Raw genomic sequence first — 22,938 nt, 5'->3', positions numbered from 1 at the left:
CCGCGCGCGCAGCGGCCAGTGCCAGGGCCAAGTCCGGCGCCCCGGCGCAGGCCTCCGCATGCTCGGCCATGCCGGCGCGGGCGCAGAGCGGGGCCAGGATCTGTCGGATGCTCTCCAGGGCGAGGCGCCGGGTGCGGGCAGCCTCGACCTCCGGCCGGTCGGCGCTGCCCGAGAGCCGCAGGACGAAGGCGATCAGCTGGGCACGAGCCTCGTCCGGCATCGCGTCGTTGAGGCCCAGCGCATAGGCCGCGATCGGTCGCGAGAAACAGGGCGGACAATCGGCGCTGGAGCGGATCGTCCGGTAGGGCAGCCCCGCGGCGACGATCGGCACCTCATTGATGCAGGTCCCGCCATCGGGGCCCGGGAAGGGATGCGATCCGGCCAGCAGGCGCCAGTTCAGGATCGTCTGGAAGTCGGCGTGCATCCGCGCTCCTCCGCCTCAAGAATGCAGCGTGACACGCCCAAGTCCCTTTGGCGAGACGCGATTTCGCGTCTGGCCTTCGAGATGCCAGGGCTCCGCCCTGGACCCGCAAAAGGTCTCGACCTTTTGAATCGCGGATTCAGCCGCCGAGGTTCAGGGCGAGGCCGGACAGCATCGCCACCCCCAGCACCAGCACGAAGGCGGCGGCCACGAGTTCCAGGCCGCCGATCGCCAGCAGGCCCCCCTGGCCGCGGCCGCCGGCCAGGCGCAGGGCCGCGCGCTTGGCGAAGACCGCGAGGCAGGCCAGGGCGGTGGTGGTCAGCGCGGTGCCCAGCGCCATGGCCAGGACCGCCAGGATTCCCGCCCCCGGCACGCCCTGCGAGACCGCGAAGACCAGGACCAGCACGGCCCCGGCGCAAGGCCGCGATCCCGCCGCCAGGACCACGCCGGCGCGTGCACGCCAGCCGTCCAGGGCATCGAGCGTCCGGGCGTCGGGCAGGTGGGCGCAGCCGGGGCCGCAGGGCGTCCCGAGCTGGACGAGCTGGCCGGCCTTGCGCCAGGTCAGGGCCAGCCCGACCAGGGCCACGAGGGCGAAGCTGACGGTCTCGATCAGGGTTCCGGCCCGGGTGACGCTCGCCGCGGTGGCGTTGAGCACCACGGTGCCGATCCCGACGATCGCCCCGGCGACCAGCGCTTGAAGCAGGGCCGCGCAGAAGCTCAAAGTGCAACCCCGGCGCAGGGCCCGCTCCCCGGCCAGGATGTAGCCGGCGATCACCGCCTTGCCGTGGCCGGGGCCGGCGGCGTGGAACACGCCATACGCGAAGGCCAGCCCGATCAGCGGCGTCCAGTCGCCGCCGCCCTTGAGTGCTGCAACGGCGGCGTTGAGGCTGCGGGAAAAGCTCGCCGGGAGCGCCAGGATCACGCCGCCGAGGCCGGTAGCAGCCGGGGCCGCTTCGCGAAAACCGATGCCGAAGGGCGAGCGCGGCGGCGGCGCGGCGATCCCGGGCGCGATCAGCCAGGCCAGCCCGGCGGCCAATCCGGCGGCCAGCACCATGGCGCCGGCCATCAGCCCCAGGCGCAGCCCGAGCCGCCCGAACCGGGGCGGCGCGTCGAGGCCGATCCCTACGGACACGCGACGAGGACCCGGCTGGCGAACTGCACCCCGTAGGACGAGGCCGCCGTGAGCGCCTCGAAGAACGCCTCGGTCATGCCCGGGGAGCCGGCCTCGGCGGTCTTGGGCTGTTCCGTCTTGGGCCGGGTGACGGTCGCGGCGCAGCCCTGCGGCCCGACCGCGAGGGTGGCGGCGTCCGAGCCCTCCGCGAACGAGAAGGCGACGAAGTAGGTCGGGTCGTAGACTTCCAGGGCGGCGACGCCCCTACCCTGCTGGATCGGCGCCTTGAGCGGCAGCAGGAAGCTCAGCACCAAGGCCTTGCCCTCCAGGCGCATCGCCGGCTCCTTGGGGTCGGCGAAGGCCTGCTCCTTGCCGCCGACCTTCAGCTTGGTGAAGTAGCCGAATTCGGCGAGGTTCGCGGTGTTTTCCGACGCGAGCCCGGCCAGCTCGTCGGGCGAAAGCGTGCCGTCCTTGTTGGCGTCGAGTCCCTGGGTGACGAAGGCGGTGTATTCCGGGTCGAAGCTCCAGGTATCGCGCACGCCGACGAGCTTGCCGTCCTGATAGACGAGCTGCGCCTTCGCGGTGACCCAGACATGGGGATGGGCGGACGCGGCCGTGGCGGCGCAGGCGAGGCCGGCGGCCAGCAGCAGTGCGGCGATCTTGGGGAGAGGCGCGGCGATCGGCATGGGGCGGGGGCACGCTCGCGGCAGCGGAAGACCAAGGGAAACGCGATCCCTTCCTCATCCCCTGGTTGGGCGAAAGCGAGGCGCCGCGGCACGCCGATCATTCCAAAAAGATCACTCCTGCGCGTCGAGGCCCATCAGCTGAAAGCTCGTCCGCAGGTCGTTCGACATCGGGATGTCGAGGCGCTCGCCGTTGGGCAGGCGCTTCAGGAACCAGCGCTCGTAGGTCCAGCGCAGTTCGCGCGATTCGGCGAGCCGGGTGAAGGTCTGGGTGACGATCCCGGCGAGTTCCGCGTCGTCCTTGCGGAACATGATGCCGTAGGGCTCGTAGGAGAGCTTGTCGGGCAGGACCGTGTAGTTCGCCCCGTCCTGACCGTCGGTGGCGATCAGCCCGTAGAGCAGCACGTCGTCGGTGGCGAAGGCATCCGCTTGCCCGGCCTTCACCAGGGCGTAGGACGCCGCGTGGTCGGGGGCCGTCACGATCTCCGCCTGGAGCTTGAGCTTGGCCAGGAGGTCGCGCACCGCCTTCTCGTTCGTGGTGCCGGCGGTGACCACCACTTTCTTGCCGGCGAGGTCCCGGTAGGAGGCGATGCCGGACTCCTTCTTCACCAGCAGCTGCGTCGCGCTGATGTAGTCGACCGGCGAGAACGCGACGCTCCGGCGCCGCTCGGCATTGGCGGTGGTCGAGCCGCATTCGAGGTCGATCTTGCCCGCCGTGAGCGCGGGAATGCGGGTCTCGGCGGTGACCGGCTCGTACCGGACCGTCACCTTACGGCCGATCGCCGCCTGGACGTCGTCGGCGATCTCGCCGCAGAGGTCGATGGCGTAGCCGATCGCCCGGGGGCTGCCGTCCCGGTGCTTGCCCTCCACGAAGGAGAACGGCACCGAACTCTCCCGGTAGCCGAGCACGATCTCGCCGCGCTCAGCCACGTGCTTCAGGGTGCCGGTGAGCACCTCGATGGCCGCGGCGGGGCGCGGGACGCCCGCCAGCGCGAGCACCGCCCCCAAGACCGCGCCGAACCGCATCGCCGACATGCCGTGTTCTCCGAGGAGCCGTGCGCTGCCCTACTCGGCGGGCGAGGGAACCGTGCCGACATGATCGAGGCGCTGGTCGTTCTCCGTGAGCTGGCCCTCCCACTTGGCCACCGCCACGGTGGCGATGCTGTTGCCGAGCACGTTGGTCGCCGAGCGGCCCATATCCAGGAACTGGTCGATGCCGATGATCAGCAGCAGGCCCGCTTCCGGGATGTTGAACTGGGCCAGCGTCGCCGAGATCACCACCAGCGAGGCCCGCGGCACGCCGGCCATGCCCTTCGAGGTGACCATCAGCAGGAACAGCATCGTGAGCTGCTGACCCCAGGACAGCGGGATGTTGTAGGCCTGGGCGATGAACATCACCGCGAAGGTGCAGTACATCATCGAGCCGTCGAGGTTGAACGAGTAGCCCATCGGCAGCACGAACGAGGTGATGCGGTTGGGCACGCCGAACTGCTCGAGGTTGGTCAGCATCTTCGGGTAGGCCGCCTCGCTCGACGCGGTCGAGAAGGCGAGGACGAACGGCTCCTTGATCAGGTTGAACAGCCGCATGATGCCGTTGCCCCCGAGCATCAGGAAGCCGACGCCCATCAGCAGCGCCCAGAGCACCGCGAGCCCGGCATAGAACTCGACCAGGAACTTGCCGTAGGTGATCAGCACGCCGATCCCCTGCGTGGTGATCGTCGCGGCGATCGCCGCGAACACCGCCACGGGGGCGAACAGCATCACGTAGCCGGTGACCTTGAGCATCACGTCGGCCAGGCCCTCGATGCCCTGGGCCAGGAAGTGCCCCTTCTCGCCCAGCGCCGCGAGCGCCACGCCGAAGAAGATCGAGAACACGACGATCTGCAGGATCTCGTTGTTGGCCATCGCCTCCACGGCGCTCTTGGGCACCAGGTGGGTGACGAATTCCTTCAGTGACAGCGACGCCGCCTTGAGGCCGGTGCCGGCCCCGACATCGGGCAGCGGCAGGTTCAGGTTGTGGCCCGGCTGCATCAGGTTGACCAGGACGAGGCCCAGCATCAGCGAGCAGAACGAGGCGCCCACGAACCAGAGCAGCGCCTTGCCGCCGACACGCCCGACCGCGGCGGTGTCCCCAAGATGCGCGATGCCGACCACAAGGGTCGAGAACACCAGCGGGGCGATGATCATCTTGATCAATCGCAGGAAGATGTCCGAGACCAGGGCGATATACCCGGCGATTTCCTTGGCCGTCTGCGGATCCGGCCAGGTGATGCTGCAGGCGTAGCCCACCGCGATCCCGAGCAGCATGCCAATGAAAATCAACGTCGTGAGCCGTGAACCCGACATCGGTACTGCTCCTCGTTGCCGCCCGGGATGGACAAGCATTGATTTTCGTTAACGTGAAGCAGGAACTACGCCAGACGCAAGCCCATTCGCGGGGTGTTACTGAGCCGCCCGACTGTTTTCCCGGGACGTTCGCTTGGGGTTGAAACCTGTGGCCGGACGGCCGCAGCTGCGGTACGGGACTTGCTCTCCCGGCTCGCCTGCCGTCTCTGCAGGCTGGACGAAAACCTTACGCCCGCGAGAGTACATGGACGTCTTCGTACAACAGCTGATAAACGGGCTTACGCTCGGCTCGATCTACGGTCTGATCGCGATCGGTTACACGATGGTGTTCGGCATTATTGGAATGGTGAACTTCGCCCACGGCGATGTGTTCATGGTGTCATGTTTTATAGCATTGATAACCTTCCTTATTCTGACGACCTGGCTGGGCGTTAGTTCGATCGCCCTGGCGTTCCTAGTCGTCCTCGTGGTCGCCATGGTGCTGACCGCCCTGTGGGGCTGGGCGATCGAGCGGATCGCGTACCGGCCCCTGCGCGGCTCGTTCCGCCTGGCGCCGCTGATCTCGGCGATCGGCGTCTCGATCTTCCTGTCGAACTTCGTCCAGGTGGTGCAGGGCGCGCGCAACAAGCCGACGCCGCCGATGCTCTCGGGCGGCATCACGCTGTTCGAGCGTGACGGCTACGCGGTGTTCCTGGCCTACAAGCAGATCCTGATCATGGCGGTCACGGCCGTGCTGCTCACCGGCTTCTGGTATCTCGTGCAGCGGACCCCGTTCGGCCGGGCGCAGCGCGCCTGCGAGCAGGACCGCAAGATGGCGGCGCTGCTGGGCATCGACGTCGACCGGACGATCTCCCTGACCTTCGTGCTCGGCGCCGCGCTGGCGGCCGTCGCGGGCGTCCTCTACCTGATGTATTACGGCGTCGTGTCCTTCTCGGACGGGTTCGTGCCCGGCGTGAAGGCGTTCACCGCGGCGGTGCTCGGCGGCATCGGCTCGCTCCCCGGCGCCGTGCTCGGCGGGCTGATCATCGGGCTGATCGAGACGTTCTGGTCGGCCTACTTCTCCATCGAGTACAAGGACGTCGCCGCGTTCTCGATCCTGGCCATCGTGCTGATCTTCATGCCGTCTGGCATCCTGGGCCGGCCGGAGGTCGAGAAGGTCTGATGGCGAACTCCAAGCCCGCGACCCAGGCCGCCATCCCCGAATCGGCGATGGCGGGCATCCTGCGCGACGCCGCACTCTACGCGCTCGTCGCCTTCGGCCTCTGCGTGCCGATCATCGCGTACCGGACCGATCCCGGCCCGGGCAGCGACCTCCTGCTCACCCCGCGCTGGGGCCTGGTGGCGTGCCTCTGCGCGGCGATCTTCGTCGTCCGCCTCCTGCAGCGCCTGATCCTCCTGCGCCGGGACGCCCGCCGCGCCCTGACCCCCTCCCCGGCCCAGGCCACCGAGGCGGTCCATGGCGAGCCCGCTGCCGGCCAGAAAAGCTCCAAGATCGGCATCCGGCTGTTCGTCGGCATCGCCCTGACCCTGCCGATCCTCGCCGCGCTCGCCACCGGGGGCCTGTCCTCGGCCCGGTACTGGATCGATCTCGGCATCCTGATCCTGACCTATGTGATGCTCGGCTGGGGCCTGAACATCGTGGTCGGTCTCGCGGGCCTCCTCGACCTCGGCTACGTCGCCTTCTACGCGGTCGGCGCCTATTCCTACGCGCTCCTGTCGACCACGTTCGGCCTGTCGTTCTGGATCTGCCTGCCGCTGGCGGGCGTGTTCGCCGGCCTGTGGGGGATGCTGCTCGGCTTCCCCGTGCTGCGCCTGCGCGGCGACTACCTCGCCATCGTGACGCTCGCCTTCGGCGAGATCATCCGCCTGGTGCTGATCAACTGGACCGACGTGACCGGGGGCGGGGCCGGCATCTCCTCGATCCCGCGGGCGACCTTCTTCGGCATCCCGTTCAGCGCCGGCGAGGACGGCTTCGCCGCCCGGTTCGGCATCCCGTACGATTCGATGCACCGGCTGGTGTTCCTCTACTACCTCATCCTCGGGCTGGCGCTGTTCACCAACTTCGTGACCCTGCGCCTGCGCCGCCTGCCGATCGGGCGGGCCTGGGAGGCTTTGCGCGAGGACGAGATCGCGTGCCGGTCGCTCGGCATCGACACGACGGCCACCAAGCTCACGGCCTTCGCCCTCGGGGCGGCGTTCGGCGGCATCGCCGGCTCGTTCTTCGCGGTGCGCCAGGGCTTCATCAGCCCGGAGAGCTTCAACTTTCTGGAGAGCGCGATCATCCTGGCGATCGTGGTGCTGGGCGGCATGGGCAGCCAGGTCGGCGTCGCGATCGCGGCGGTGGCCATGGTCGGGGGCCCGGAGATGCTGCGCAATCTCGGCTTCCTCAAAGCCGTGTTCGGCGAGGGCTTCGATCCCAACGAGTACCGCCTGCTGCTGTTCGGTCTCGCCATGGTGGCGATGATGGTCTGGCGCCCGCGCGGGCTGATCTCGGAACGCCTGCCTTCGGTATCGCTGGGCGAGCGCCGCGCCGTCTCGGGCGCGCATGTGAGCGAGGGGCACGGCTGATGGCGCTTCAACCGGATCCCCGGGCGGCGGCGCAGGCCCCCGCCCCGTCGGTGCTCGCCGTCGAGCACCTGACCATGCGGTTCGGCGGCCTGACCGCCGTCTCCGACCTGTCCTTCGAGGCCAGGGCCGGCGACATCACCGCCCTGATCGGCCCGAACGGGGCCGGCAAGACCACCGTGTTCAACTGCATCACCGGCTTCTACAAGCCGACCGAGGGCATGCTGCGGTTGAGCCATGCCGACGGCACCACGCACCTCCTGGAGCGGCTGCCGAACCACGCGGTCAACCGCACCGCCCGGGTGGCGCGCACCTTCCAGAACATCCGCCTGTTCCAGGGCATGACGGTGCTGGAGAACCTGCTCGTCGCCCAGCACAAGCCGCTGATGCGCGCCTCGGGCTACACCCTGTTCGGGCTGCTCGGCCTCAAGGGCTACCGGGACGCGCAAGCCGAGGCGATCGCGCGGGCCAAGGCCTGGCTCGACCGGATCGACCTGATGGACCGGGCCGACGACCCGGCGGGCGCCCTACCGTACGGCGCCCAGCGCCGGCTGGAGATCGCCCGGGCGATGTGCACCGACCCGGTGCTGCTCTGCCTCGACGAGCCGGCCGCGGGCCTCAACCCGCGCGAATCCGCCGAGCTCAACGCGCTCCTGCGCCACATCCGAGACGCGCACGACACGTCGGTGCTGCTGATCGAGCACGACATGTCGGTGGTGATGGAGATCTCGGACCACGTGGTCGTGCTGGATTACGGCCAGAAGATCGCCGACGGCACTCCGGCCGAGGTGCGGGCGGACCCGAAGGTGATCGCCGCCTATCTGGGCGTCGAGGACGACGAGGTGGAAGCCGTGGAGGCGGAGGTCGGCATCACCGTGCCGCATGGAGACGTGACGCATTCGGAGGCGTCGGTATGAGCGTGGCCGGCATCAATGTCCTGGTCGAGGAGACCCGGGCGATCCAGGCGGGGGGCAAGCCCCCGCTCCTCGCGGTGCGCGACGTCTCCACCTATTACGGCAGCGTCGCCGCCCTCCGGGGCGTCGACATCGACGTCGCCGAGGGCGAGATCGTCACCCTGATCGGCGCCAACGGGGCCGGCAAGTCGACCCTGATGATGACGATCTTCGGCAGCCCCCAGGCGCGCACGGGGACGATCACCTATGACGGGCGCGACATCACCCGGCTGCCGACCCACGCCATCGCCCGGCTCGGCGTCGCCCAGTCGCCGGAGGGCCGCCGGGTCTTCCCGCGCATGAGCGTGTTCGAGAACCTGCAGATGGGCGCCTCGCTCCACGGCGAGCGCTATTTCCAGGAGGATCTCGAGAAGGTCTGCACCCTGTTCCCGCGGGTGAAGGAGCGCCTGCACCAGCGCGCCGGCACGATGTCGGGCGGCGAGCAGCAGATGCTCGCCATCGCCCGCGCCCTGATGAGCCGCCCGCGGCTGCTGCTGCTGGACGAGCCGTCGCTCGGCCTGGCGCCGCTGGTGGTGAAGGGCATCTTCGACGCGATCCGCGAGCTGAACCGCACGGACGGCATGACGATCTTCCTGGTGGAGCAGAACGCCTATCACGCTCTCAAGCTCGCGCATCGCGGCTACGTGCTGGTCAACGGCCGGGTCACGATGAGCGGCACCGGGCGGGCGCTGCTCGACGATCCGAACGTCAAGGCCGCTTATCTGGAGGGGGGCCATACCGGCCCGGTCGGCGCATGAGCATGCTGCAGGGAATTCTGTACGAGGAGGAATCGGCCTGGCTGTTCCTGCTCGTCACCGTGGTGATGGGCGGCTGGGCCGGCTGGATGGCCGCCCGCGCGGTCGCCCGGGGCTGGCGGCCGTTCTGGCAATGCCTGGGGGCCTTGCTCCTCGTGGCAGCAGCCGTGCGCTTCATTCATTTCGCGCTGTTTTCCGGGACGCTGGTCTCGCCGCACTACTATGCGGTCGACGCGATCGTGGTCATGATCATCGGCACGGTGGGCTTTCGGGTCACGCGCACGCGCCAGATGACGAGCCAGTACCGCTGGCTCTACGAGAAGACCTCTCCGCTGACGTGGCGCGAACGGGCGCCCGTCTCCGGTGAGGTCGGGTAAGTTCGGCCGGATCCACCGGGCCGGACCAACGATCGAAGGGGATGTTCGCGATGAGATCGATTCTGCTGGCCGGGCTTGCCCTCGGCACGATGATCGCTGCGGCCCAGGCCGCGGAGGTCAAGCTCGGCATCGCTGCGCCGATCACCGGCAACAGCGCCGCCATCGGGGCGCAGATCAAGAACGGCGCCAGCCAGGCCGTCGAGGACCTCAACAAGGCCGGCACCCTGAAGGGCACGACCCTGTCGGTCACGGTCGGCGACGACGCCTCCGATCCCAAGCAGGGCGTCTCGGTGGCCAACAAGTTCGCCAGCGACGGCGTGAAGGTGGTGGTCGGCGACTATAACTCCGGCGTGTCGATCCCGGCCTCGGACGTCTACCTCGACGCCGGCATCATCCAGGTCACCCCGGCCTCCACGAACGTGAAGTTCACGGAGCGCGGAATGTGGAACACCTTCCGCACCTGCGGCCGCGACGACCAGCAGGGCGCGGTGGCGGGCGCGTATCTCGTGGCGAACTACAAGGACAAGAAGATCGCCTTCGTCCACGACAAGACCCCCTACGGCAAGGGTCTGGCCGACGAGACCCTGGCGGTGCTCAAGGCCAAGGGCGTGAAGCCGGTGATGTTCGAAGGCATCAACCCGGGTGAGAAGGACTATTCGGCGCTGGTCTCGAAGCTGAAGTCGGCCAACGTCGATATCGTCTATTTCGGTGGCTACTACACCGAGGCCGGTCTGATCCTGCGCCAGATGCGCGACCAGGGCCTGAAGGCTCCGGTGATGGGCGGCGACGGCATGGTCGATCGCGAGCTGGTGGCGATCGCCGGCCCGGCCGCCGAGGGCACCCTGACCACCTTCCCGCCGGATGCCCGCAAGAACCCGAACGCCAAGGCCGCGCTCGCCGCGTTCAAGGCCAAGAACATCGATCCCGAGGGTTACACCCTCTATTCCTACGCGGCGGTGCAGGTGCTGGCCAAGGCGATGGCCGAGACCGGCTCCAGCGACGGCAAGAAGCTCGCCGAGTGGCTGCACCAGGGCAAGCCGGTGGACACCGTGGTCGGCCCGATCGCCTACGACAAGAAGGGCGACATCACCCGGCCGGACTACGTCCTGTACGAGTGGAAGAAGGGCGCCGACGGCAAGATCGATTACACCGGTAACGAACTGACCAAGTAAAACGCACCCTCTTCCGGACCGACGCCGCCCCGCGCGACCGCGCGGGGCGGCGTCGCCGTATCGGAAGCCGTGGAATCGTCAGCCTTAATCGCCGTCACAACCGCGCCACCCCGTGCGTACGCTCAAGAATTGTGCATGATGCCGTCGGCGCGAGCGGGTCGGCGACTCGACGTGCCGGAGGAGGCCGGATGACGGGAGCGGAACAGCCGACCGTGGACGCTCGCGCGGCGGTGGCGCTTGTTCTTCCGTCGTCCGCCGCGGTCCCGTGTGGCGCCGCTGCCAGCCTCCCGGCACCATCATTGCAAAGGCGTCGCCCGAACGGGCGAGCCCGAGCGCCGAGCCGCCAGCCGATCCCGTTCGGCCTGATCCAGGAGTTCCGTACCGATGCAGTCTGATATCGCTCGCCGCGGCCTTGCCGCGGCGCTCGGCCTGAGCCTCGCCCTGGCCCCCCTCAGCCTGCGGGCCGAGGAACTCACCGGTACCCTCAAGAAGGTGAAGGATAGCGGAGCCATCGTCATCGGCTACCGCGACGCCTCCGTGCCGTTCTCCTATCTCGGCGGCGACCAGAAGCCGGTCGGCTACGCCCTCGACATCTGCTTCAAGATCGCCGACGCCGTGAAGGCCAATCTCGGCCTGCCGAACCTCGAGGTGAAGCTCAACCCGGTCACCTCCGCCACCCGCATCCCGCTGATGGCGAACGGCACGATCGACCTCGAATGCGGCTCGACCACGAACAACGCCGAGCGCGAGAAGCAGGTGAACTTCACCAACTCGCACTTCCTGACCGCGACCCGCTACGTCTCGAAGAAGTCGGCCAACCTGCACACGATCGAGGACCTGAAGGGCAAGACCGTCGTGTCGACCTCGGGCACCACGAACATCAAGCAGATCAACGAGGCCAACACCGAGCGGAAGCTCGGCCTGACGATCCTGCCGGCCAAGGACCATGCCGAGGCGTTCCTGATGGTCGAGACCGGCCGCGCCGTGGCCTTCGTGATGGATGACGTGCTGCTCGCGTCGCTGGCCGCCTCCGCCAAGGACCCGTCGGCCTACGAGATCTCCACCGAGGCCCTGTCGAAGCCCGAGCCCTACGGCATCATGCTGCGCAAGGACGATCCGGCCTTCAAGAAGGTCGCCGACGAGGCGACCGCCAAGCTCTACACAAGCCCCGAGGGTAAAGCCCTCTACGACAAGTGGTTCACCAAGCCGATCCCGCCGCGCAACATCAACCTGAACCTGCCGATGAGCGCGGAGATGAAGAAGCAGTTCACGACGCCGATCGCCAGCCCCGATCCGGCAGCCTACTGAGCGTTCGCCGAGGATGCTGCGCACCGCGGGTTCGCGCCCGCGGTGCGTCTTTTAAGGTCAGGGTAGAAGCGGCACGATGAACTACAATTGGAACTGGCGGATCTTCTTCGACGCCTCGCCGGAAGGCAACGGCACCTATCTCGACATGCTGCTCTCCGGGCTCATGTGGACGATCGCGACCGCCCTGTGCTCGTGGTTCATCGCGTTCTTCCTCGGCTCCCTGATCGGGGTGCTGCGGACCCTTCCGTCGAAGACCGCCAACGGGATCGGCACGGCCTATGTCGAGCTGTTCCGCAACGTGCCGCTGCTCGTACAGATGTTCCTCTGGTACTTCGTGCTGCCCGAGGTGGTGCCGACGCAGCTCGGCGACGCGATCAAGCAGATGCCCGACGCGCCGTTCTACACCGCGGTCGTGTGCCTCGGCTTCTTCACCGCCTCGCGGGTGGCCGAGCAGGTCCGGGCCGGCATCCAGTCGCTGCCGCGCGGCCAGGGCATGGCCGGTACCGCCATGGGCTTCACGGTCTATCAGACCTACCGGTACGTGCTGCTGCCGAACGCCTACCGGATCATCCTGCCGCCGATGACCTCGGAATTCCTGAACAATCTCAAGAACACCTCCGTGGCCCTGACCATCGGCCTCCTCGAACTGACCGCCCGGGCCCGGTCGATGCAGGAATTCTCCTTCCAGGTGTTCGAGGCGTTCACCGCCGCGACCCTGCTCTACGTGATCATCAATCTCGTGGTGGTCACCGCAGCGACTTACCTGGAGCGCGCCGTCGCGATCCCGGGCCAGCGCTGAGGCGCCGGCCCGCCCCTCGATTTCCCCGCTCCGCCGGCACCCGGCCACCGCGAACAGGCCCCGATGCTCTCGAATTTCGATTTCAATGTCATCCTCTCCTCCCTGCCCTACCTGTTCGGGCAGGGCATGGTCTTCACGGTGACCCTCACCGCCATGGCGGTCGTCGGCGGCGTGGTGATCGGGACCCTGCTGGCGATGGCCCGGCTCTCGAGCGTGCCGGGCCTCAGCCACGTGGCCAAGGGCTATGTCGAGCTGTGCCGCTCGCTGCCGCTGGTGCTGGTGATCTTCTGGTTCTACTTCCTGGTGCCATATATCGGCGCTTACGTGACCGGCGCCTCGACCCCGATCCAGGTCGGCGCCTTCCCGTCGGCGCTGATCACCTTCATGGCCTTCGAGGCGGCCTACTTTTCCGAGATCATGCGGGCGGGCATCCAGTCGATCCCCAAGGGGCAGACGGGCGCGGCCTTGGCGCTCGGGATGAACTACTGGCAGACGATGGCGAACGTCGTCCTGCCCCAGGCTTTCCGCAACATGCTGCCGCTTCTGCTGACCCAGACCGTCGTGTTGTTCCAGGATACCTCCCTGGTCTACGTGCTGTCGCTCACCGATTTCATGGGCGCGGCCTCGAAGGTGGCGCAGCGCGACGGCCGCCTGGTCGAGATGTATATCTTCGCCGCCATCGTCTACTTCGTGATCTGCTTCACGGCCTCGTTCCTGGTGCGTCGCCTGCAGCGCCGCGTTGCCATCATCCGCTGACCGACACTGGAGTCCGCGCCATGACCTCGACCCCGATGCCGGCCCCGTCCGTCAAGGAGTCCGTCGCCGACGCCGCCCACGCCCCCCGGGATGCCGGGCTGCAGCCGGGAAGCCTCGTCTCCGGCGTGCCGGCGGCGGCGCCCGGCGAGACGATGATCTCCATCGACAACATCAGCAAATGGTACGGCGACTTCCAGGTGCTGACGAACTGCACCACCAAGGTCGCCAAGGGCGAGGTCGTGGTGGTCTGCGGCCCCTCGGGCTCGGGCAAGTCGACCCTGATCAAGTGCGTCAACGCCCTCGAGCCGTTCCAGAAGGGCCAGATCACGGTCGCCGGCACCAAGGTCGTCGACAAGACGACCAACCTGCCCAAGCTCCGCTCCCGGGTCGGCATGGTGTTCCAGCATTTCGAGCTGTTCCCGCACCTGTCGATCACCGAGAACCTCACCATCGCCCAGCGCAAGGTCCTGGGGCGCGGCGCCGAGGACGCCAAGAAGCGCGGCCTCGACCTTCTGGCCCGCGTGGGCTTGAGCGCCCAGGCGGACAAATTCCCGGGGCAGCTCTCGGGCGGCCAGCAGCAGCGCGTGGCGGTCGCCCGGGCGCTCGCCATGAACCCGGTGGTGATGCTGTTCGACGAGCCGACCTCGGCGCTGGACCCGGAGATGGTCGGCGAGGTGCTCGACGTGATGGTCGAGCTCGCCAAGGAGGGCATGACCATGATGGTCGTGACCCACGAGATGGGCTTCGCCCGCAAGGTCGCCGACCGGGTGATCTTCATGGATCGCGGCGAGATCGTCGAGGACGCCAAGAAGGAGGATTTCTTCGGCAGCCCCCGCTCCGAGCGCGCCCAGACGTTTTTGTCGAAGATCCTGCAGCACTGATTTTTTTGGGATTTGGTGATCACGGTGTGACGAAGGCGCTACCCGCCCGCGTCACGCCGTCCGCTTGAGGCCGGCGGCGAGAACTTCCCCCATCCGCACCTGCCATCCCGGGCCGGTCGCTTGGTAACCCGCGATCACGTCCGGCGGCAGGCGCAGGGTGACCAGCTTCTTGCGGGTCTCCGATCGCGGGCGGCCGCGCTGTGTGAGCCTCGCGAAGAGTGCCGGATCCAGGACCTCGGAGGCCGGGCGCATCTGCGCAGCCTGTTCGTCGGTGACCTCCGGCGCGTCCGGATCGCACGCGATCGCGGCCTGGATCCGGGCCTCCTCGGCATCGCTGATCGGGCCGGCCTTACGCTTGGTCATAGAGGCTCCTCTCCTTGCGGCTGGCCGGCCGAAGGCTGAGCGGCGTCGGCGGACCTAGACGATCCCCGTCTGTGCCGCCCGATACTCCCGCCCGTGCTGGCAATAGCCCTCGACGATGCGGATCATCATGGCGCGCTTCTCGGCGTCCAGCGGCGACAGGATCCGGGCCGGGCGGCCGCCCCAGAGATAGCCGGCCTCCAGGATCTGCCCCGGATCCGTGGTGGCGCCCGCCGCCAGCATGACGTCGTCGGCGATCAGCGTGCCGGGGGCGATGCTGGCGCCGATGCCGATCAGCGCCCGCGCGCCGATCCGGCAATCGGCGATCCGGACGTTGTGGGCGATGGTGGTGTCGCGCCCGATCACCACCCCCTCCCCCCGGGTGCGGATCGTGGTGTTGTCCTGGATGTTGGTGTCGGCCCCGACCACGATCGGCCCGACCTCGGCGTTCAGATCGCAGCAGAACAGTACGCTGGCGCCGGCCCCAAGGCTGACCCGGCCGCGCAGGCGCGCGGTGCGCGCCACGAACACGCTGTCCTCGACCTCCGGGGGGAGCCCGGGCTCGGCGGCCGAGCTCTCGCCCATCCGCTCGCGCAGGCGCTCGGCGCGTTCGGCGACCTCGTCGGGACCGACCGGTCGGCTCGGCCGCGCGGGGCTGCCGGCATAGGCGTGGCCGCTGTCGAGCTTCGTCCGGGGGAACACGGTCGTGCCGGCCTCGATCACGGCGTTGTCGCCGATCTCGGCCCCGTCGAGGATCACGACGTCGTCCTCGATCACCACGTCGGAGCCGACCGTACAGGCATGCACGACGCTGTTGCGCCCGACCGTGACCCGGTCGCCGACCCGCGTCCCGTGGGTGAGGGTGGCGATATGCACCGTCGAGCGGTGGCCGAGCCAGAACCGGTCCCCGAGGATGATGGTCTGCCCGTCGGCGCGGATCACCGCCTCGGCGGCGATCCAGGCCTGCGCGCCGATGCGGGCGGCACCGATCACCGTGCTGCCGCGCCCGCACCAGACCGGGCGGCTCGCGAAATCCGGCAGGACGCCCGCGTAGGGCAGGATCAGGTCGGGGGTCACACGGTCATCCTTCTCCGCCGATCGCGCCGCCGCGCCCGCGACCGGGGCGACGGCGGCTCGCTGTGCCATATAGAGGCGCGGCCGAGTGTGACAGGCGCCGGCGCAGCCCGCGCCGCCCGAAGACCACCGGACGAGCATCGTAGGACCGGACCATGACCGCCCCCGCCCCGAGCGTCGCCATCCAGGCCGAACCCTTCGACACCGCCGCCGAGATCGCCCGGATCGGCGCCGCGCTCGGCGGCCGGGCCGGGGCGGTCGTCACCTTCACGGGTCTCTGCCGGGACGAGGACGGGCGCCTCGCCGCCCTGGAGCTCGAACATTATCCCGGCATGGCCGAGGCCGAGATCCTCCGGGTCGCCGAGGCGGCCGCCGCCCGCTGGCCGCTCCAGGCGCTGCGGGTCATCCACCGCCACGGCCGCGTCGCACCGGGCGACGGCATCGTGCTGGTGGTGACCGCCTCCAGCCACCGGGTCGCGGCCTTCGAGGCGGCGGATTTCCTGATGGATTATCTCAAGACCCGCGCGCCGTTCTGGAAGCGCGAGCACCTGGCCGACGGCACCACCGGCGGCTGGGTCGAGGCCGCCGCCCATGACGATGCGGCGGCCGAGCGCTGGCGCTGATCCGGCCTACAGGATCGCGTTGAGGAACACCGCCACGACGGCGCCGGCGATCGCGAGGCCGAGGATCACCACGCTGCTGAGCTGGTCCCCCGTATCCACGGTCCGGCCGGGGCCGAGGGAATGGGTGTGGGGCTCGTTGCTGCTCACGCGGTTTCTCCCGGATGCGCCCGGCTCCCGTCGAGAGCGGTCACGCGGGCCGACAACGCGTGAAACGCCGTCTGGTCGCGAGCCGCCGCACACAAGCTTGGTCGGGCGCCGCACTTGACCCAGGCCGGCCCGGAGCGTTCGTGAGCCCGCGGTACGGGAGCGATGATGACGGACGGTAAGCTTCAGGATCTGGACGGCCCGGTCGGGCCCTGGCGCGGTGCCCTGCCGCTGGCGGCCTCGGGGATCGCCGTCGTGTGCTTCACGGCGCTGCTGGCGCTCGCCTGGATGTCGGTGGGCACGCTGCTGCTGATCTTCGCGGGCGTGCTGCTCGGCGTGTTCCTCGACGGCCTGACCCGGGGGCTCGGCCATGTCCTGCCCCTGCCCCGGGGCCTGCGGCTGACGATCGCCAGCCTGGCGGTCGCCGTCGCGGTGCTCAGCTTCGGAACCTATGGCGGCGCCACCGTCGTCCAGCAGGGGCGCGACCTCGGCACCACGATCAAGGACCAGGCCGGCACGGTCTCGGGCTGGCTCTCCGAGCGCGGCATCGACGTGCCGAGCCTCGCCCCCCAGGGCGGCGGCAAGGACGGCTCGACCGAGTCCAACCAGAAGGAAGGCGGCCTCGGCGGCCTCGCCAACGGCCTCCTCAAGGGCAGTAGCTCGATCGTCTCCGACGCGGGCAGCGTCCTCGGGCCGGCGGCGGCCGTGATCCTCGGGCTGTTCGATGCTTTGGGCAACCTGCTGGTGATCGCCTTCCTGGGGCTCGCCTTCGCGGCCGACCCGAAGGCCTACCGGGACGGAGCGCTGCGCTTCGTGCCGCCGCAGAAGCGCCCGCGCGCGGCCAAGGTCCTCGACGGCGCCGGCGAGACCCTGCGGCACTGGCTGTTCGGCCAGCTGATCATCATGGCGGCGATCTTCCTCTGCACCTGGGCCGGGCTGGCCTTCCTGGGGATCGGCGGCGCGCTGATCCTCGGCCTCCAGGCCGGGCTGCTGGCCTTCGTGCCGACGGTGGGGCCGCTGGTGGCGGGCATCGTGATCATCCTGGCGGCCCTGGCCTCGGGCCTCAAGGCGGTCATCGGCGCCGTGGGCGTCTACCTGGCGGTGCAGTGCCTGGAGAGCTACGGCCTGACGCCGTTCATCCAGAAGCGGGCGCTGGACATCCCCCCGGCCACGATCTTCGCCGGCCAGCTGATCCTGGGCGTGATCTTCGGGCTCTGGGGCATCGCCCTGGCGCTGCCGCTGATGGCGGTGATCAAGGTCCTGCTGGAGCAGCTCTACGTGGAGGACACGCTGCACGAGCCGGCGAGCAGCTGAGGCGCAGGACGGGGAACCCGCCGCTCACGGTTGAGGCGAGTGGCTTTGACCGGGATGATGTCCGACACGGGTCGATTTATGCCCGGCCGCTCCCGATCGGGCGTTGGGATAAGCAGAAGCCCCCTGTCGGTGCAGAACGGTCATCACAGCGATCGGGTGACCTCGACGATGCCCCGGGCAGGACGGTTCAGGTGGACGGGCACGGGCGTCGCGCTGGTGATAGCCACGGTGGGGCAGAGGCGGAGTCGGTGCGCTCGATCGAAGAGCGGCTCGAACCATACCTCCGATCGCCCCGGTGGTTCAGCGACCGTGCTGCTGGTTGGCCGTTCGGAAGGGCGGGGCGGTCGATGTGGATCGGTCGTGTCCAAGCGGACCGCGATCGACCAGAGCGTGGCCGGACGACAGTCGGGCCGCCGATTCGGGAGTTCAAGCCGAAGGTCGGCTAATCCTCGTCGCCCGCAATCATGCCGTCTGACCGGCGCCGGACCTCTTCGGCCAGGGCGTAGAGCAACATGCGCGAAGCCGTCTGCATCTCGGGCGAGCCGTGGCGCATAATTGCCTCGTGGTTGTCGATGCAGGCGCCTGCCATCGCATCGAACGCGTCGGGCGTCTTCGCCTCGCTTTCCCGTGGCGTCTCGGTGACCATGCAACCATCCGATCGCAGCGCCGGCGCGTCATCGCACAAGACTCGTATGTACGAAACCACACTTAAGGGCTATATCGACGAGGCGTCGGCAGGCGCTTTCAGTGCACAGGATGGAGGCCGCCTTGGCGGGAAACGCGGTCGATCACGGCAGCAACGGCGTCATCCAACCTGCGAGCATGCTCGGGCGCATAGCGTCAGCCCTCGGCGAACCCGAGGCGGCGCTCTTCGGCGAGGCGAGCGCATGGAGTGAGCTCGACGAGACGTGCGAGATGCTGCGGGTGTGGCATGCTCTGCAGGGGGCACAAGCCCGCCGGACGGTTCTCAACTTCGCGCACGCCGTCGCCGCGAAGGCCGACGCTTCACATCTTGGTGTGCGGACAGCCAACGATCAGTCCGGATCGGCTGAGCCTGCACTGAGTAGGCCGATCGAGGCGTTCGCAGCCGAGACCAGCTAGGGCTCCCGCCACTCGCCCATCGCGACTTCAGTCAGCAATACCCACCCGGTCAGGAATAGGAATCACAGTTTCCGCCCGGCCGTCCCGCGCATCTGCCGCTCCTCGGCCAGTCCGAGGTCTGACACCAGCAGCATGACGCTCACGTGCGCCCCGCGCTGCATGCCCTGCGCGTACAGGGCGCAGGCTCGGAGGGCTTCGCGTTGAAGACCGCGGGGCGGGGCTCCGATCTGGAAGGGCGCACGGCTGAGCGCCGGCCTTCGGCGAGGACCCCAGCAAACACGTTGCTGATAATACCCCGCATGCAAATCAGTTATGTTGCAACCGTTTTTACAGTCACCTGATTGACTTCTTTATGTCGAGCGGCGCATCCCTGCGCTTGTTCGCACTTTAGGCTGGTTGCTACCATTTGATCCATTCATTGAGCAGGATGCGGTCCATGCAGCTTGGTCTTTCGACTGGAGCATGCCGATGTCTCATGATCACTCTAGGAGCACTAGGACCCAGCAGCGTATCGCGGACGCGCTCGGAACAGGTGTAGAGAATTTCTTCACCGAACGCAGCGAACCGCAAGATTTACACGAAGTCGTTGAACTGCTGGCCGCCTTCGATCAGATCGTCGATCCAAACGATCGCAAAGCTTGCATCAATTTCGTCCAGTCGGTCTTGAAACGTCAGAGGACGGCTTGACCAACATCTCAATGAAAACGCCGCTCTGGGCGATCCGATTGTCGAGCCAGCACCCGTCCGACCTCGAAGAGCGCTGCATCGATCAGCTTGCGCAGAATGGGCGAGCCGATCTGATCCATCAGCGGCCGAACCGCGATCAGGGCATCTGCGACACGATCGATTGTGTCCATCTGCTGGTCGGCGGACTTTTGGGTCTCAAAGTAGCTATCGGTCAGATCGAGCGCGACGCCTATGCAGCGTAGGCCGCGACCATGCTCGTCGATTTCGACACGGCCACGCGCCACCACCCGGCGCACGCAGCCTTTTCCATCGAGTGTCTTGAACTCCGCCTCGAAACGGCCAGCGGAGCGGTGCGCTTCTTGAACAAGATGAGCGACGCGTACTTGATCGTCGGGATGTATTCCACCCAAGAAAGATTTCATCGGCAGACCAGCTGCTGCATCCTTCTCGTCGAGCCCGAGAAAGTCCGGCAGCGCACCCGTTAGCTCGATGGTTTGGGTCGTGAGATCTGTCTCCCAGATGCCGATATAGCCTGATGCTTCGAGAGCGGCTTTTAGAGAAGGTGACATCTATTGCCCCGCAGGTCGAGCCGACCCGGACTAGAACGACCTAAGGTAGCAACAGGAAACTCGTAGAGCAGTTCCAAGCTTAGCCTTGACGCGTCGGAACACGGGCACACCCTGCCAACCGTGAGCGGATCGAAGGACGGAGCGACAAAAGTCAGTTTCGGCGACCTGGCGACCCTTCCGACTGCGCGCGGCCATGGTGGCGGGCCGACCCAGGCCGATCGCCTTGGCAATGGCAGTGCCCCGCTCGGCGTAGCTCGGAGCGACCATCGGGTAGTCGACCGGCAGGCTGTAGCACGCGCGATAGCTCCGTGGGCTCAGGCCTTTGGCGGTCAGAAGCCGCATCGAAGTCTTGTCGGTCTTGCCGCCGACAAAGCTCACGAGGCCGTTCTTGGGTGCCGATTTTCGGAGCCTAGCAGCCGTTGGCTTCTCGATTCCGACTTCCTGCGATGCCTGATGGTCCATATCCGGACGCTTGGTACCCGCCGCGGGGCGCCGGTTCCGACTCCAAGCCGAAATTGCCCGACGACAGACCAACGGCTGTTTTCGGGCCGCGCCCGTGTCGATCCAGGCGGCCGGGTTGTGCCGAAAGCAGCCATCGCGCAGCCGAGCCTCGGAGCCAGAGCCGCGGACGGTTCAGGTCGAGAACCACCCGTGCGTCCGCTTCCGGGTTACGCTCCGCGCTGGGCGCACGGACGGTGTAAGCCCGCCGCGCCTGAATCCCCTGTCGTGCGCCTGCAGCCGGCGACCCGTCAGCCGCGCAAGCCAGCCTCGATCATCCGGGCCACCGCCAGCGCCCGTCCGTCGTCGCCGAAGCGGCCGATCACCTGCACGCCCACCGGCAGATGGTCGCCCGGCACCGGCACGTTCACGCAGGGCACGCCCATCAGGGTCCAGAGCTGGTTGAAGCGCGGGTCGCCCGTGGAGGCCAGGGTCGCGGGGGCCGGGCCGGGGGCCGAGAAGGTCAGGATCGCGTCGTAGTCGGCGAACAGGCCCTTGAGCACCCGGCGGGCCCGGTGGGCGTGGCGGCGGGCGTCGTCATATTCCGCGGCCGCGATCGCGGCCCCGGCATCGAGATGCTCCCGGACCCGCGGCGGCAGGGCGTCGCGATGCGAATCGTACTCCCAGGCCAGCGCCAGCCGGCCCTCGTAGTTCTGGATGATCCGGTGGCGCTCGAAGGCGAGCGCCAGCTCCGGCGGCAGCGCGAGGTCGGTCACCTGCGCGCCCGCCCGCTCGGCGGCCTGCCGCGCGCGGGCCAGGGCGGCCTCGGCCTCCGGCTCCGGGGCCTCGGCAAAGTCCTGCCGCACGAGGCCGATGCGCGGGGCCGAGCCCGGCTCGGCCCGGGCGATCTCCGGGCGGCCGGTCACCAGCGCCAGGGCGTGGGCGACATCCGCGACCCCGGCGGCGAACAGGCCCACGGTGTCGAGCGCCCAGGAATAGGTCTTGACCCCGACCGTCGGGATCAGCCGGAAGGATGGCTTCACCGCCGCGCAGCCGCAATAGCTCGCCGGCCGGATCACCGAGCCCGCGGTCTGGGTGCCGAGCGCCAGGGGCAGCAGCCCCGCCCCCACAGCGGCGGCCGAGCCCGCCGAGGACCCGCCCGGGGTGTGGCCGGGATCATGCGGATTGACCGTCTCGGTCGGGTCGCTGCTGGCGAAGGCCGTGGTGGTGGTCTTGGCCAAAGCCACCGCGCCGAGGCCCTTCAGACGCGCCACCACCGCGGCATCGCCCCGGGGCCGCCAGCCCGCGTAGAGCGCGGAACCCATCTGGGTCGGCAGGCCGGCGCTGTCGATGATGTCCTTCACGCCGACCGCGATGCCGGCGAGCGGGCCGGAATCCGGGATCGCGGGCGTGTCGTCCGGCGTCACCAGCGTGCGCAGTTCGGGCTCCCGCGCCGCGATCGCCGCGCGGCACAGGTCGATCGCGCCCGAGGGCGTCAGGGTGCCGGCGTCGATGCGGGCGCGGAGATCGAGGAGTGACAGCATACTGTATTCAGTCCCCTGGCCGGGTCGCTGTCAACCGATCGGCCACAGGCCGGGCCATTCCCGAATCGGCGTTGACGAACGCTTTACGCGGTCATGCGCATCGTCTGGGTCATGTGGCGTGGCGTATCCCTGTTCTCCGCCCTGGCGCTGTTCGGCGCCGGGCTCACCGCGTGCTCGATCAACCGGTTCGAGCGGCGCGACCCATGGCGCGACCAGGCGGAGCAAGTCTGCCTGGCCAAGAAGCTCGTCGAGCCGACCGAGTTCATCACGCCGATCGCGGCGATGGACGGGCCGGGCCCCTGCGGCATGCAGCAGCCCTTCCGGGTGACGCGGCTGGCCGGCGGCACGGTGGTGATGAAGCAGCGGATGACGCTGGGCTGCCCGGCGCTCGCCGAGGCCGAGGCCTGGCTCGCCGACACGATCCAGCCCGCTGCGGACCTGTATTTCGGCGTGCCGGTGGCCGAGATCAACGCCGGCTCCTATTCCTGCCGCGGGCGCAACAACCAGCCCGGCGCCAAGCTCTCCGAGCACGGCTTCGGCAACGCCATCGACGTGATGTCGATCAAGCTCGCCGACGGCCACGTCATCACCGTCAAGGGTGGCTGGCGCGGCACGGAAGCCGAGCAGGGCTTCCTGCGCGAGATCTTTCTGGGCGCCTGCCAGCGCTTCACCACCGTGCTGGCCCCGGGCTCCAACGTGTTCCACTACGACCACATCCATGTCGACCTCGCCCGGCACGACCCGCGCGGGCTGAAGCGGATCTGCCAGCCGTTCATCAAGTTCACGCCCCAGCTCGGCACCGGGACCGAGCGGCCCCTGTCGACCGCGCTGCCGCCGGCGCGCCAGCCGGCCGCCCCGCAGGCGCCCGTGGACGTCGAGGAGGACGATCCCTACGGCGTCTCGCCGATGTCGAAGGCCGCGAGCCCGACCCGCCTCACCGGCGCGCCGGCGCGCGTG

At 68.6% G+C, this 22,938-nt stretch carries 26 protein-coding genes and 1 pseudogene; 15 read left to right on the top strand and 12 right to left on the bottom strand.

Annotation, left to right across the window (positions count from 1 at the left end; genetic code table 11):
* The 5 genes and pseudogenes from AO398_RS23470 to AO398_RS23450 form a co-directional block, all read right to left on the bottom strand.
* Positions 1–424 (bottom strand): annotated as a pseudogene (locus AO398_RS23470) (hypothetical protein); the annotation flags it as partial.
* A 136-nt stretch (positions 425–560) separates the two neighbouring features.
* Positions 561–1,553 carry a nickel/cobalt transporter gene (locus AO398_RS23465; RefSeq protein WP_058194587.1) on the bottom strand — a complete coding sequence of 331 codons (993 nt, stop codon included), beginning with the start codon at positions 1,551–1,553 and terminating at the stop codon, positions 561–563.
* The gene (locus AO398_RS23460; protein ID WP_058194586.1) at positions 1,544–2,218 is read right to left on the bottom strand and encodes a DUF1007 family protein; all 675 of its coding nucleotides are present in this window, start codon (positions 2,216–2,218) and stop codon (positions 1,544–1,546) included. Before AO398_RS23460 ends, AO398_RS23465 begins: the two co-directional genes overlap by 10 nt.
* Before the next feature lie 111 nt (positions 2,219–2,329).
* Positions 2,330–3,241 (bottom strand): amino acid ABC transporter substrate-binding protein, encoded by a 912-nt coding sequence (locus AO398_RS23455; RefSeq protein WP_244498871.1) that lies wholly within the window; start codon positions 3,239–3,241, stop codon positions 2,330–2,332.
* Between the two features lie 39 nt (positions 3,242–3,280).
* Positions 3,281–4,561: a dicarboxylate/amino acid:cation symporter gene (locus AO398_RS23450; protein WP_058194584.1), complete on the bottom strand. Its 1,281-nt coding sequence runs from the start codon at positions 4,559–4,561 to the stop codon at positions 3,281–3,283.
* Between the two features lie 244 nt (positions 4,562–4,805).
* On the opposite strand from AO398_RS23450, the gene AO398_RS23445 reads away from it, so the two are divergent.
* From AO398_RS23445 to AO398_RS23400, 10 genes are all read left to right on the top strand, one after another.
* A complete protein-coding gene (locus AO398_RS23445; protein ID WP_058194583.1) occupies positions 4,806–5,723 on the top strand; it encodes a branched-chain amino acid ABC transporter permease in 918 nt (305 codons plus the stop codon).
* Entirely contained in the window at positions 5,723–7,129 is a 1,407-nt protein-coding gene (gene livM / locus AO398_RS23440) for a high-affinity branched-chain amino acid ABC transporter permease LivM (RefSeq protein ID WP_058194582.1), read from the top strand. The genes AO398_RS23445 and livM overlap by 1 nt, the downstream gene beginning before the upstream one ends.
* Entirely contained in the window at positions 7,129–8,043 is a 915-nt protein-coding gene (locus tag AO398_RS23435; RefSeq protein WP_058194581.1) for an ABC transporter ATP-binding protein, read from the top strand. The genes livM and AO398_RS23435 overlap by 1 nt, the downstream gene beginning before the upstream one ends.
* Positions 8,040–8,837 carry an ABC transporter ATP-binding protein gene (locus AO398_RS23430; RefSeq protein ID WP_058194580.1) on the top strand — a complete coding sequence of 266 codons (798 nt, stop codon included), beginning with the start codon at positions 8,040–8,042 and terminating at the stop codon, positions 8,835–8,837. Before AO398_RS23435 ends, AO398_RS23430 begins: the two co-directional genes overlap by 4 nt.
* A gap of 5 nt (positions 8,838–8,842) precedes the next feature.
* A complete protein-coding gene (locus AO398_RS23425) occupies positions 8,843–9,211 on the top strand; it encodes a DUF6867 family protein (protein ID WP_058194592.1) in 369 nt (122 codons plus the stop codon).
* Between the two features lie 50 nt (positions 9,212–9,261).
* Complete coding sequence (locus AO398_RS23420) at positions 9,262–10,383, top strand: branched-chain amino acid ABC transporter substrate-binding protein (RefSeq protein WP_058194591.1); 1,122 nt, start codon at positions 9,262–9,264, stop codon at positions 10,381–10,383.
* 384 nt (positions 10,384–10,767) lie between these two features.
* On the top strand, positions 10,768–11,691 hold the full coding sequence (locus AO398_RS23415; protein WP_058194579.1) for an amino acid ABC transporter substrate-binding protein: 924 nt from the start codon (positions 10,768–10,770) through the stop codon (positions 11,689–11,691).
* 76 nt (positions 11,692–11,767) lie between these two features.
* Positions 11,768–12,490 carry an amino acid ABC transporter permease gene (locus AO398_RS23410; RefSeq protein WP_058194578.1) on the top strand — a complete coding sequence of 241 codons (723 nt, stop codon included), beginning with the start codon at positions 11,768–11,770 and terminating at the stop codon, positions 12,488–12,490.
* Between the two features lie 63 nt (positions 12,491–12,553).
* Positions 12,554–13,246, top strand: coding sequence for an ABC transporter permease subunit (locus AO398_RS23405; protein ID WP_058194577.1), 693 nt, complete (start codon positions 12,554–12,556; stop codon positions 13,244–13,246).
* 152 nt (positions 13,247–13,398) lie between these two features.
* Entirely contained in the window at positions 13,399–14,127 is a 729-nt protein-coding gene (locus tag AO398_RS23400; RefSeq protein WP_058194590.1) for an amino acid ABC transporter ATP-binding protein, read from the top strand.
* Between the two features lie 51 nt (positions 14,128–14,178).
* On the opposite strand, the gene AO398_RS23395 is transcribed toward AO398_RS23400, so the two are convergent.
* Both AO398_RS23395 and AO398_RS23390 read right to left on the bottom strand, forming a co-directional pair.
* A complete protein-coding gene (locus AO398_RS23395) occupies positions 14,179–14,490 on the bottom strand; it encodes a BrnA antitoxin family protein (RefSeq protein ID WP_058194576.1) in 312 nt (103 codons plus the stop codon).
* A 54-nt stretch (positions 14,491–14,544) separates the two neighbouring features.
* Positions 14,545–15,564: a gamma carbonic anhydrase family protein gene (locus tag AO398_RS23390; RefSeq protein WP_058194575.1), complete on the bottom strand. Its 1,020-nt coding sequence runs from the start codon at positions 15,562–15,564 to the stop codon at positions 14,545–14,547.
* Positions 15,565–15,716: 152 nt separating this feature from the next.
* On the opposite strand from AO398_RS23390, the gene AO398_RS23385 reads away from it, so the two are divergent.
* Positions 15,717–16,184 (top strand): molybdenum cofactor biosynthesis protein MoaE, encoded by a 468-nt coding sequence (locus AO398_RS23385; protein ID WP_058194574.1) that lies wholly within the window; start codon positions 15,717–15,719, stop codon positions 16,182–16,184.
* 6 nt (positions 16,185–16,190) lie between these two features.
* Here AO398_RS23385 and AO398_RS29145 read toward each other — a convergent pair whose 3' ends face one another.
* A complete protein-coding gene (locus AO398_RS29145) occupies positions 16,191–16,331 on the bottom strand; it encodes a hypothetical protein (RefSeq protein ID WP_201025816.1) in 141 nt (46 codons plus the stop codon).
* 165 nt (positions 16,332–16,496) lie between these two features.
* Here AO398_RS29145 and AO398_RS23380 point away from each other — a divergent pair, with 165 nt between their 5' ends.
* Complete coding sequence (locus tag AO398_RS23380) at positions 16,497–17,642, top strand: AI-2E family transporter (protein ID WP_058194589.1); 1,146 nt, start codon at positions 16,497–16,499, stop codon at positions 17,640–17,642.
* A 442-nt stretch (positions 17,643–18,084) separates the two neighbouring features.
* Here the strand turns inward: AO398_RS23380 and AO398_RS23375 are convergent, their stop codons facing one another.
* Positions 18,085–18,288 carry a hypothetical protein gene (locus AO398_RS23375; RefSeq protein ID WP_058194573.1) on the bottom strand — a complete coding sequence of 68 codons (204 nt, stop codon included), beginning with the start codon at positions 18,286–18,288 and terminating at the stop codon, positions 18,085–18,087.
* A 122-nt stretch (positions 18,289–18,410) separates the two neighbouring features.
* Between AO398_RS23375 and AO398_RS23370 the strand changes: the two genes are divergently transcribed.
* Both AO398_RS23370 and AO398_RS28560 read left to right on the top strand, forming a co-directional pair.
* On the top strand, positions 18,411–18,743 hold the full coding sequence (locus AO398_RS23370; protein ID WP_152997630.1) for a hypothetical protein: 333 nt from the start codon (positions 18,411–18,413) through the stop codon (positions 18,741–18,743).
* Positions 18,744–19,211: 468 nt separating this feature from the next.
* Positions 19,212–19,430, top strand: coding sequence for a hypothetical protein (locus AO398_RS28560; protein ID WP_152997629.1), 219 nt, complete (start codon positions 19,212–19,214; stop codon positions 19,428–19,430).
* A gap of 8 nt (positions 19,431–19,438) precedes the next feature.
* Here the strand turns inward: AO398_RS28560 and AO398_RS27790 are convergent, their stop codons facing one another.
* From AO398_RS27790 to AO398_RS23355, 3 genes are all read right to left on the bottom strand, one after another.
* Positions 19,439–19,999 (bottom strand): PAS domain-containing protein, encoded by a 561-nt coding sequence (locus AO398_RS27790; RefSeq protein WP_082643418.1) that lies wholly within the window; start codon positions 19,997–19,999, stop codon positions 19,439–19,441.
* A gap of 30 nt (positions 20,000–20,029) precedes the next feature.
* On the bottom strand, positions 20,030–20,461 hold the full coding sequence (locus tag AO398_RS27785) for a MucR family transcriptional regulator (RefSeq protein ID WP_082643417.1): 432 nt from the start codon (positions 20,459–20,461) through the stop codon (positions 20,030–20,032).
* 287 nt (positions 20,462–20,748) lie between these two features.
* Positions 20,749–21,981: an amidase gene (locus AO398_RS23355; protein ID WP_058194569.1), complete on the bottom strand. Its 1,233-nt coding sequence runs from the start codon at positions 21,979–21,981 to the stop codon at positions 20,749–20,751.
* A gap of 93 nt (positions 21,982–22,074) precedes the next feature.
* Here AO398_RS23355 and AO398_RS23350 point away from each other — a divergent pair.
* Positions 22,075–22,938 (top strand): extensin family protein (locus AO398_RS23350; RefSeq protein WP_244498870.1); only part of this gene is annotated, 864 nt, incomplete at its 3' end.

Source organism: Methylobacterium sp. GXS13, assembly GCF_001455965.1.
In the GTDB taxonomy this organism is placed as follows: Bacteria; Pseudomonadota; Alphaproteobacteria; order Rhizobiales; family Beijerinckiaceae; genus Methylobacterium.
Note: the sequence above shows the minus strand (reverse complement) of the source record. Positions and strands in the feature narration are given on the sequence as shown.

Excerpts from the sequence above, each read along its gene's own strand:
- AO398_RS23455 (WP_244498871.1), bottom strand. The coding sequence starts at position 3,241 with ATGCGGTTCGGCGCGGTCTTGGGGGCGGTGCTCGCGCTGGCGGGCGTC.
- AO398_RS23430 (WP_058194580.1), top strand. The coding sequence starts at position 8,040 with ATGAGCGTGGCCGGCATCAATGTCCTGGTCGAGGAGACCCGGGCGATC.
- AO398_RS23435 (WP_058194581.1), top strand. The coding sequence starts at position 7,129 with ATGGCGCTTCAACCGGATCCCCGGGCGGCGGCGCAGGCCCCCGCCCCG.
- AO398_RS23420 (WP_058194591.1), top strand. The coding sequence starts at position 9,262 with ATGAGATCGATTCTGCTGGCCGGGCTTGCCCTCGGCACGATGATCGCT.
- AO398_RS23400 (WP_058194590.1), top strand. The coding sequence starts at position 13,399 with ATGATCTCCATCGACAACATCAGCAAATGGTACGGCGACTTCCAGGTG.
- AO398_RS23380 (WP_058194589.1), top strand. The coding sequence starts at position 16,497 with ATGACGGACGGTAAGCTTCAGGATCTGGACGGCCCGGTCGGGCCCTGG.
- livM (WP_058194582.1), top strand. The coding sequence starts at position 5,723 with ATGGCGAACTCCAAGCCCGCGACCCAGGCCGCCATCCCCGAATCGGCG.
- AO398_RS23355 (WP_058194569.1), bottom strand. The coding sequence starts at position 21,981 with ATGCTGTCACTCCTCGATCTCCGCGCCCGCATCGACGCCGGCACCCTG.
- AO398_RS27790 (WP_082643418.1), bottom strand. The coding sequence starts at position 19,999 with ATGTCACCTTCTCTAAAAGCCGCTCTCGAAGCATCAGGCTATATCGGC.
- AO398_RS27785 (WP_082643417.1), bottom strand. The coding sequence starts at position 20,461 with ATGGACCATCAGGCATCGCAGGAAGTCGGAATCGAGAAGCCAACGGCT.
- AO398_RS28560 (WP_152997629.1), top strand. The coding sequence starts at position 19,212 with ATGTCTCATGATCACTCTAGGAGCACTAGGACCCAGCAGCGTATCGCG.
- AO398_RS23460 (WP_058194586.1), bottom strand. The coding sequence starts at position 2,218 with ATGCCGATCGCCGCGCCTCTCCCCAAGATCGCCGCACTGCTGCTGGCC.
- AO398_RS23445 (WP_058194583.1), top strand. The coding sequence starts at position 4,806 with ATGGACGTCTTCGTACAACAGCTGATAAACGGGCTTACGCTCGGCTCG.
- AO398_RS23395 (WP_058194576.1), bottom strand. The coding sequence starts at position 14,490 with ATGACCAAGCGTAAGGCCGGCCCGATCAGCGATGCCGAGGAGGCCCGG.
- AO398_RS23375 (WP_058194573.1), bottom strand. The coding sequence starts at position 18,288 with ATGGTCACCGAGACGCCACGGGAAAGCGAGGCGAAGACGCCCGACGCG.
- AO398_RS23415 (WP_058194579.1), top strand. The coding sequence starts at position 10,768 with ATGCAGTCTGATATCGCTCGCCGCGGCCTTGCCGCGGCGCTCGGCCTG.
- AO398_RS23410 (WP_058194578.1), top strand. The coding sequence starts at position 11,768 with ATGAACTACAATTGGAACTGGCGGATCTTCTTCGACGCCTCGCCGGAA.
- AO398_RS23450 (WP_058194584.1), bottom strand. The coding sequence starts at position 4,561 with ATGTCGGGTTCACGGCTCACGACGTTGATTTTCATTGGCATGCTGCTC.
- AO398_RS23385 (WP_058194574.1), top strand. The coding sequence starts at position 15,717 with ATGACCGCCCCCGCCCCGAGCGTCGCCATCCAGGCCGAACCCTTCGAC.
- AO398_RS23405 (WP_058194577.1), top strand. The coding sequence starts at position 12,554 with ATGCTCTCGAATTTCGATTTCAATGTCATCCTCTCCTCCCTGCCCTAC.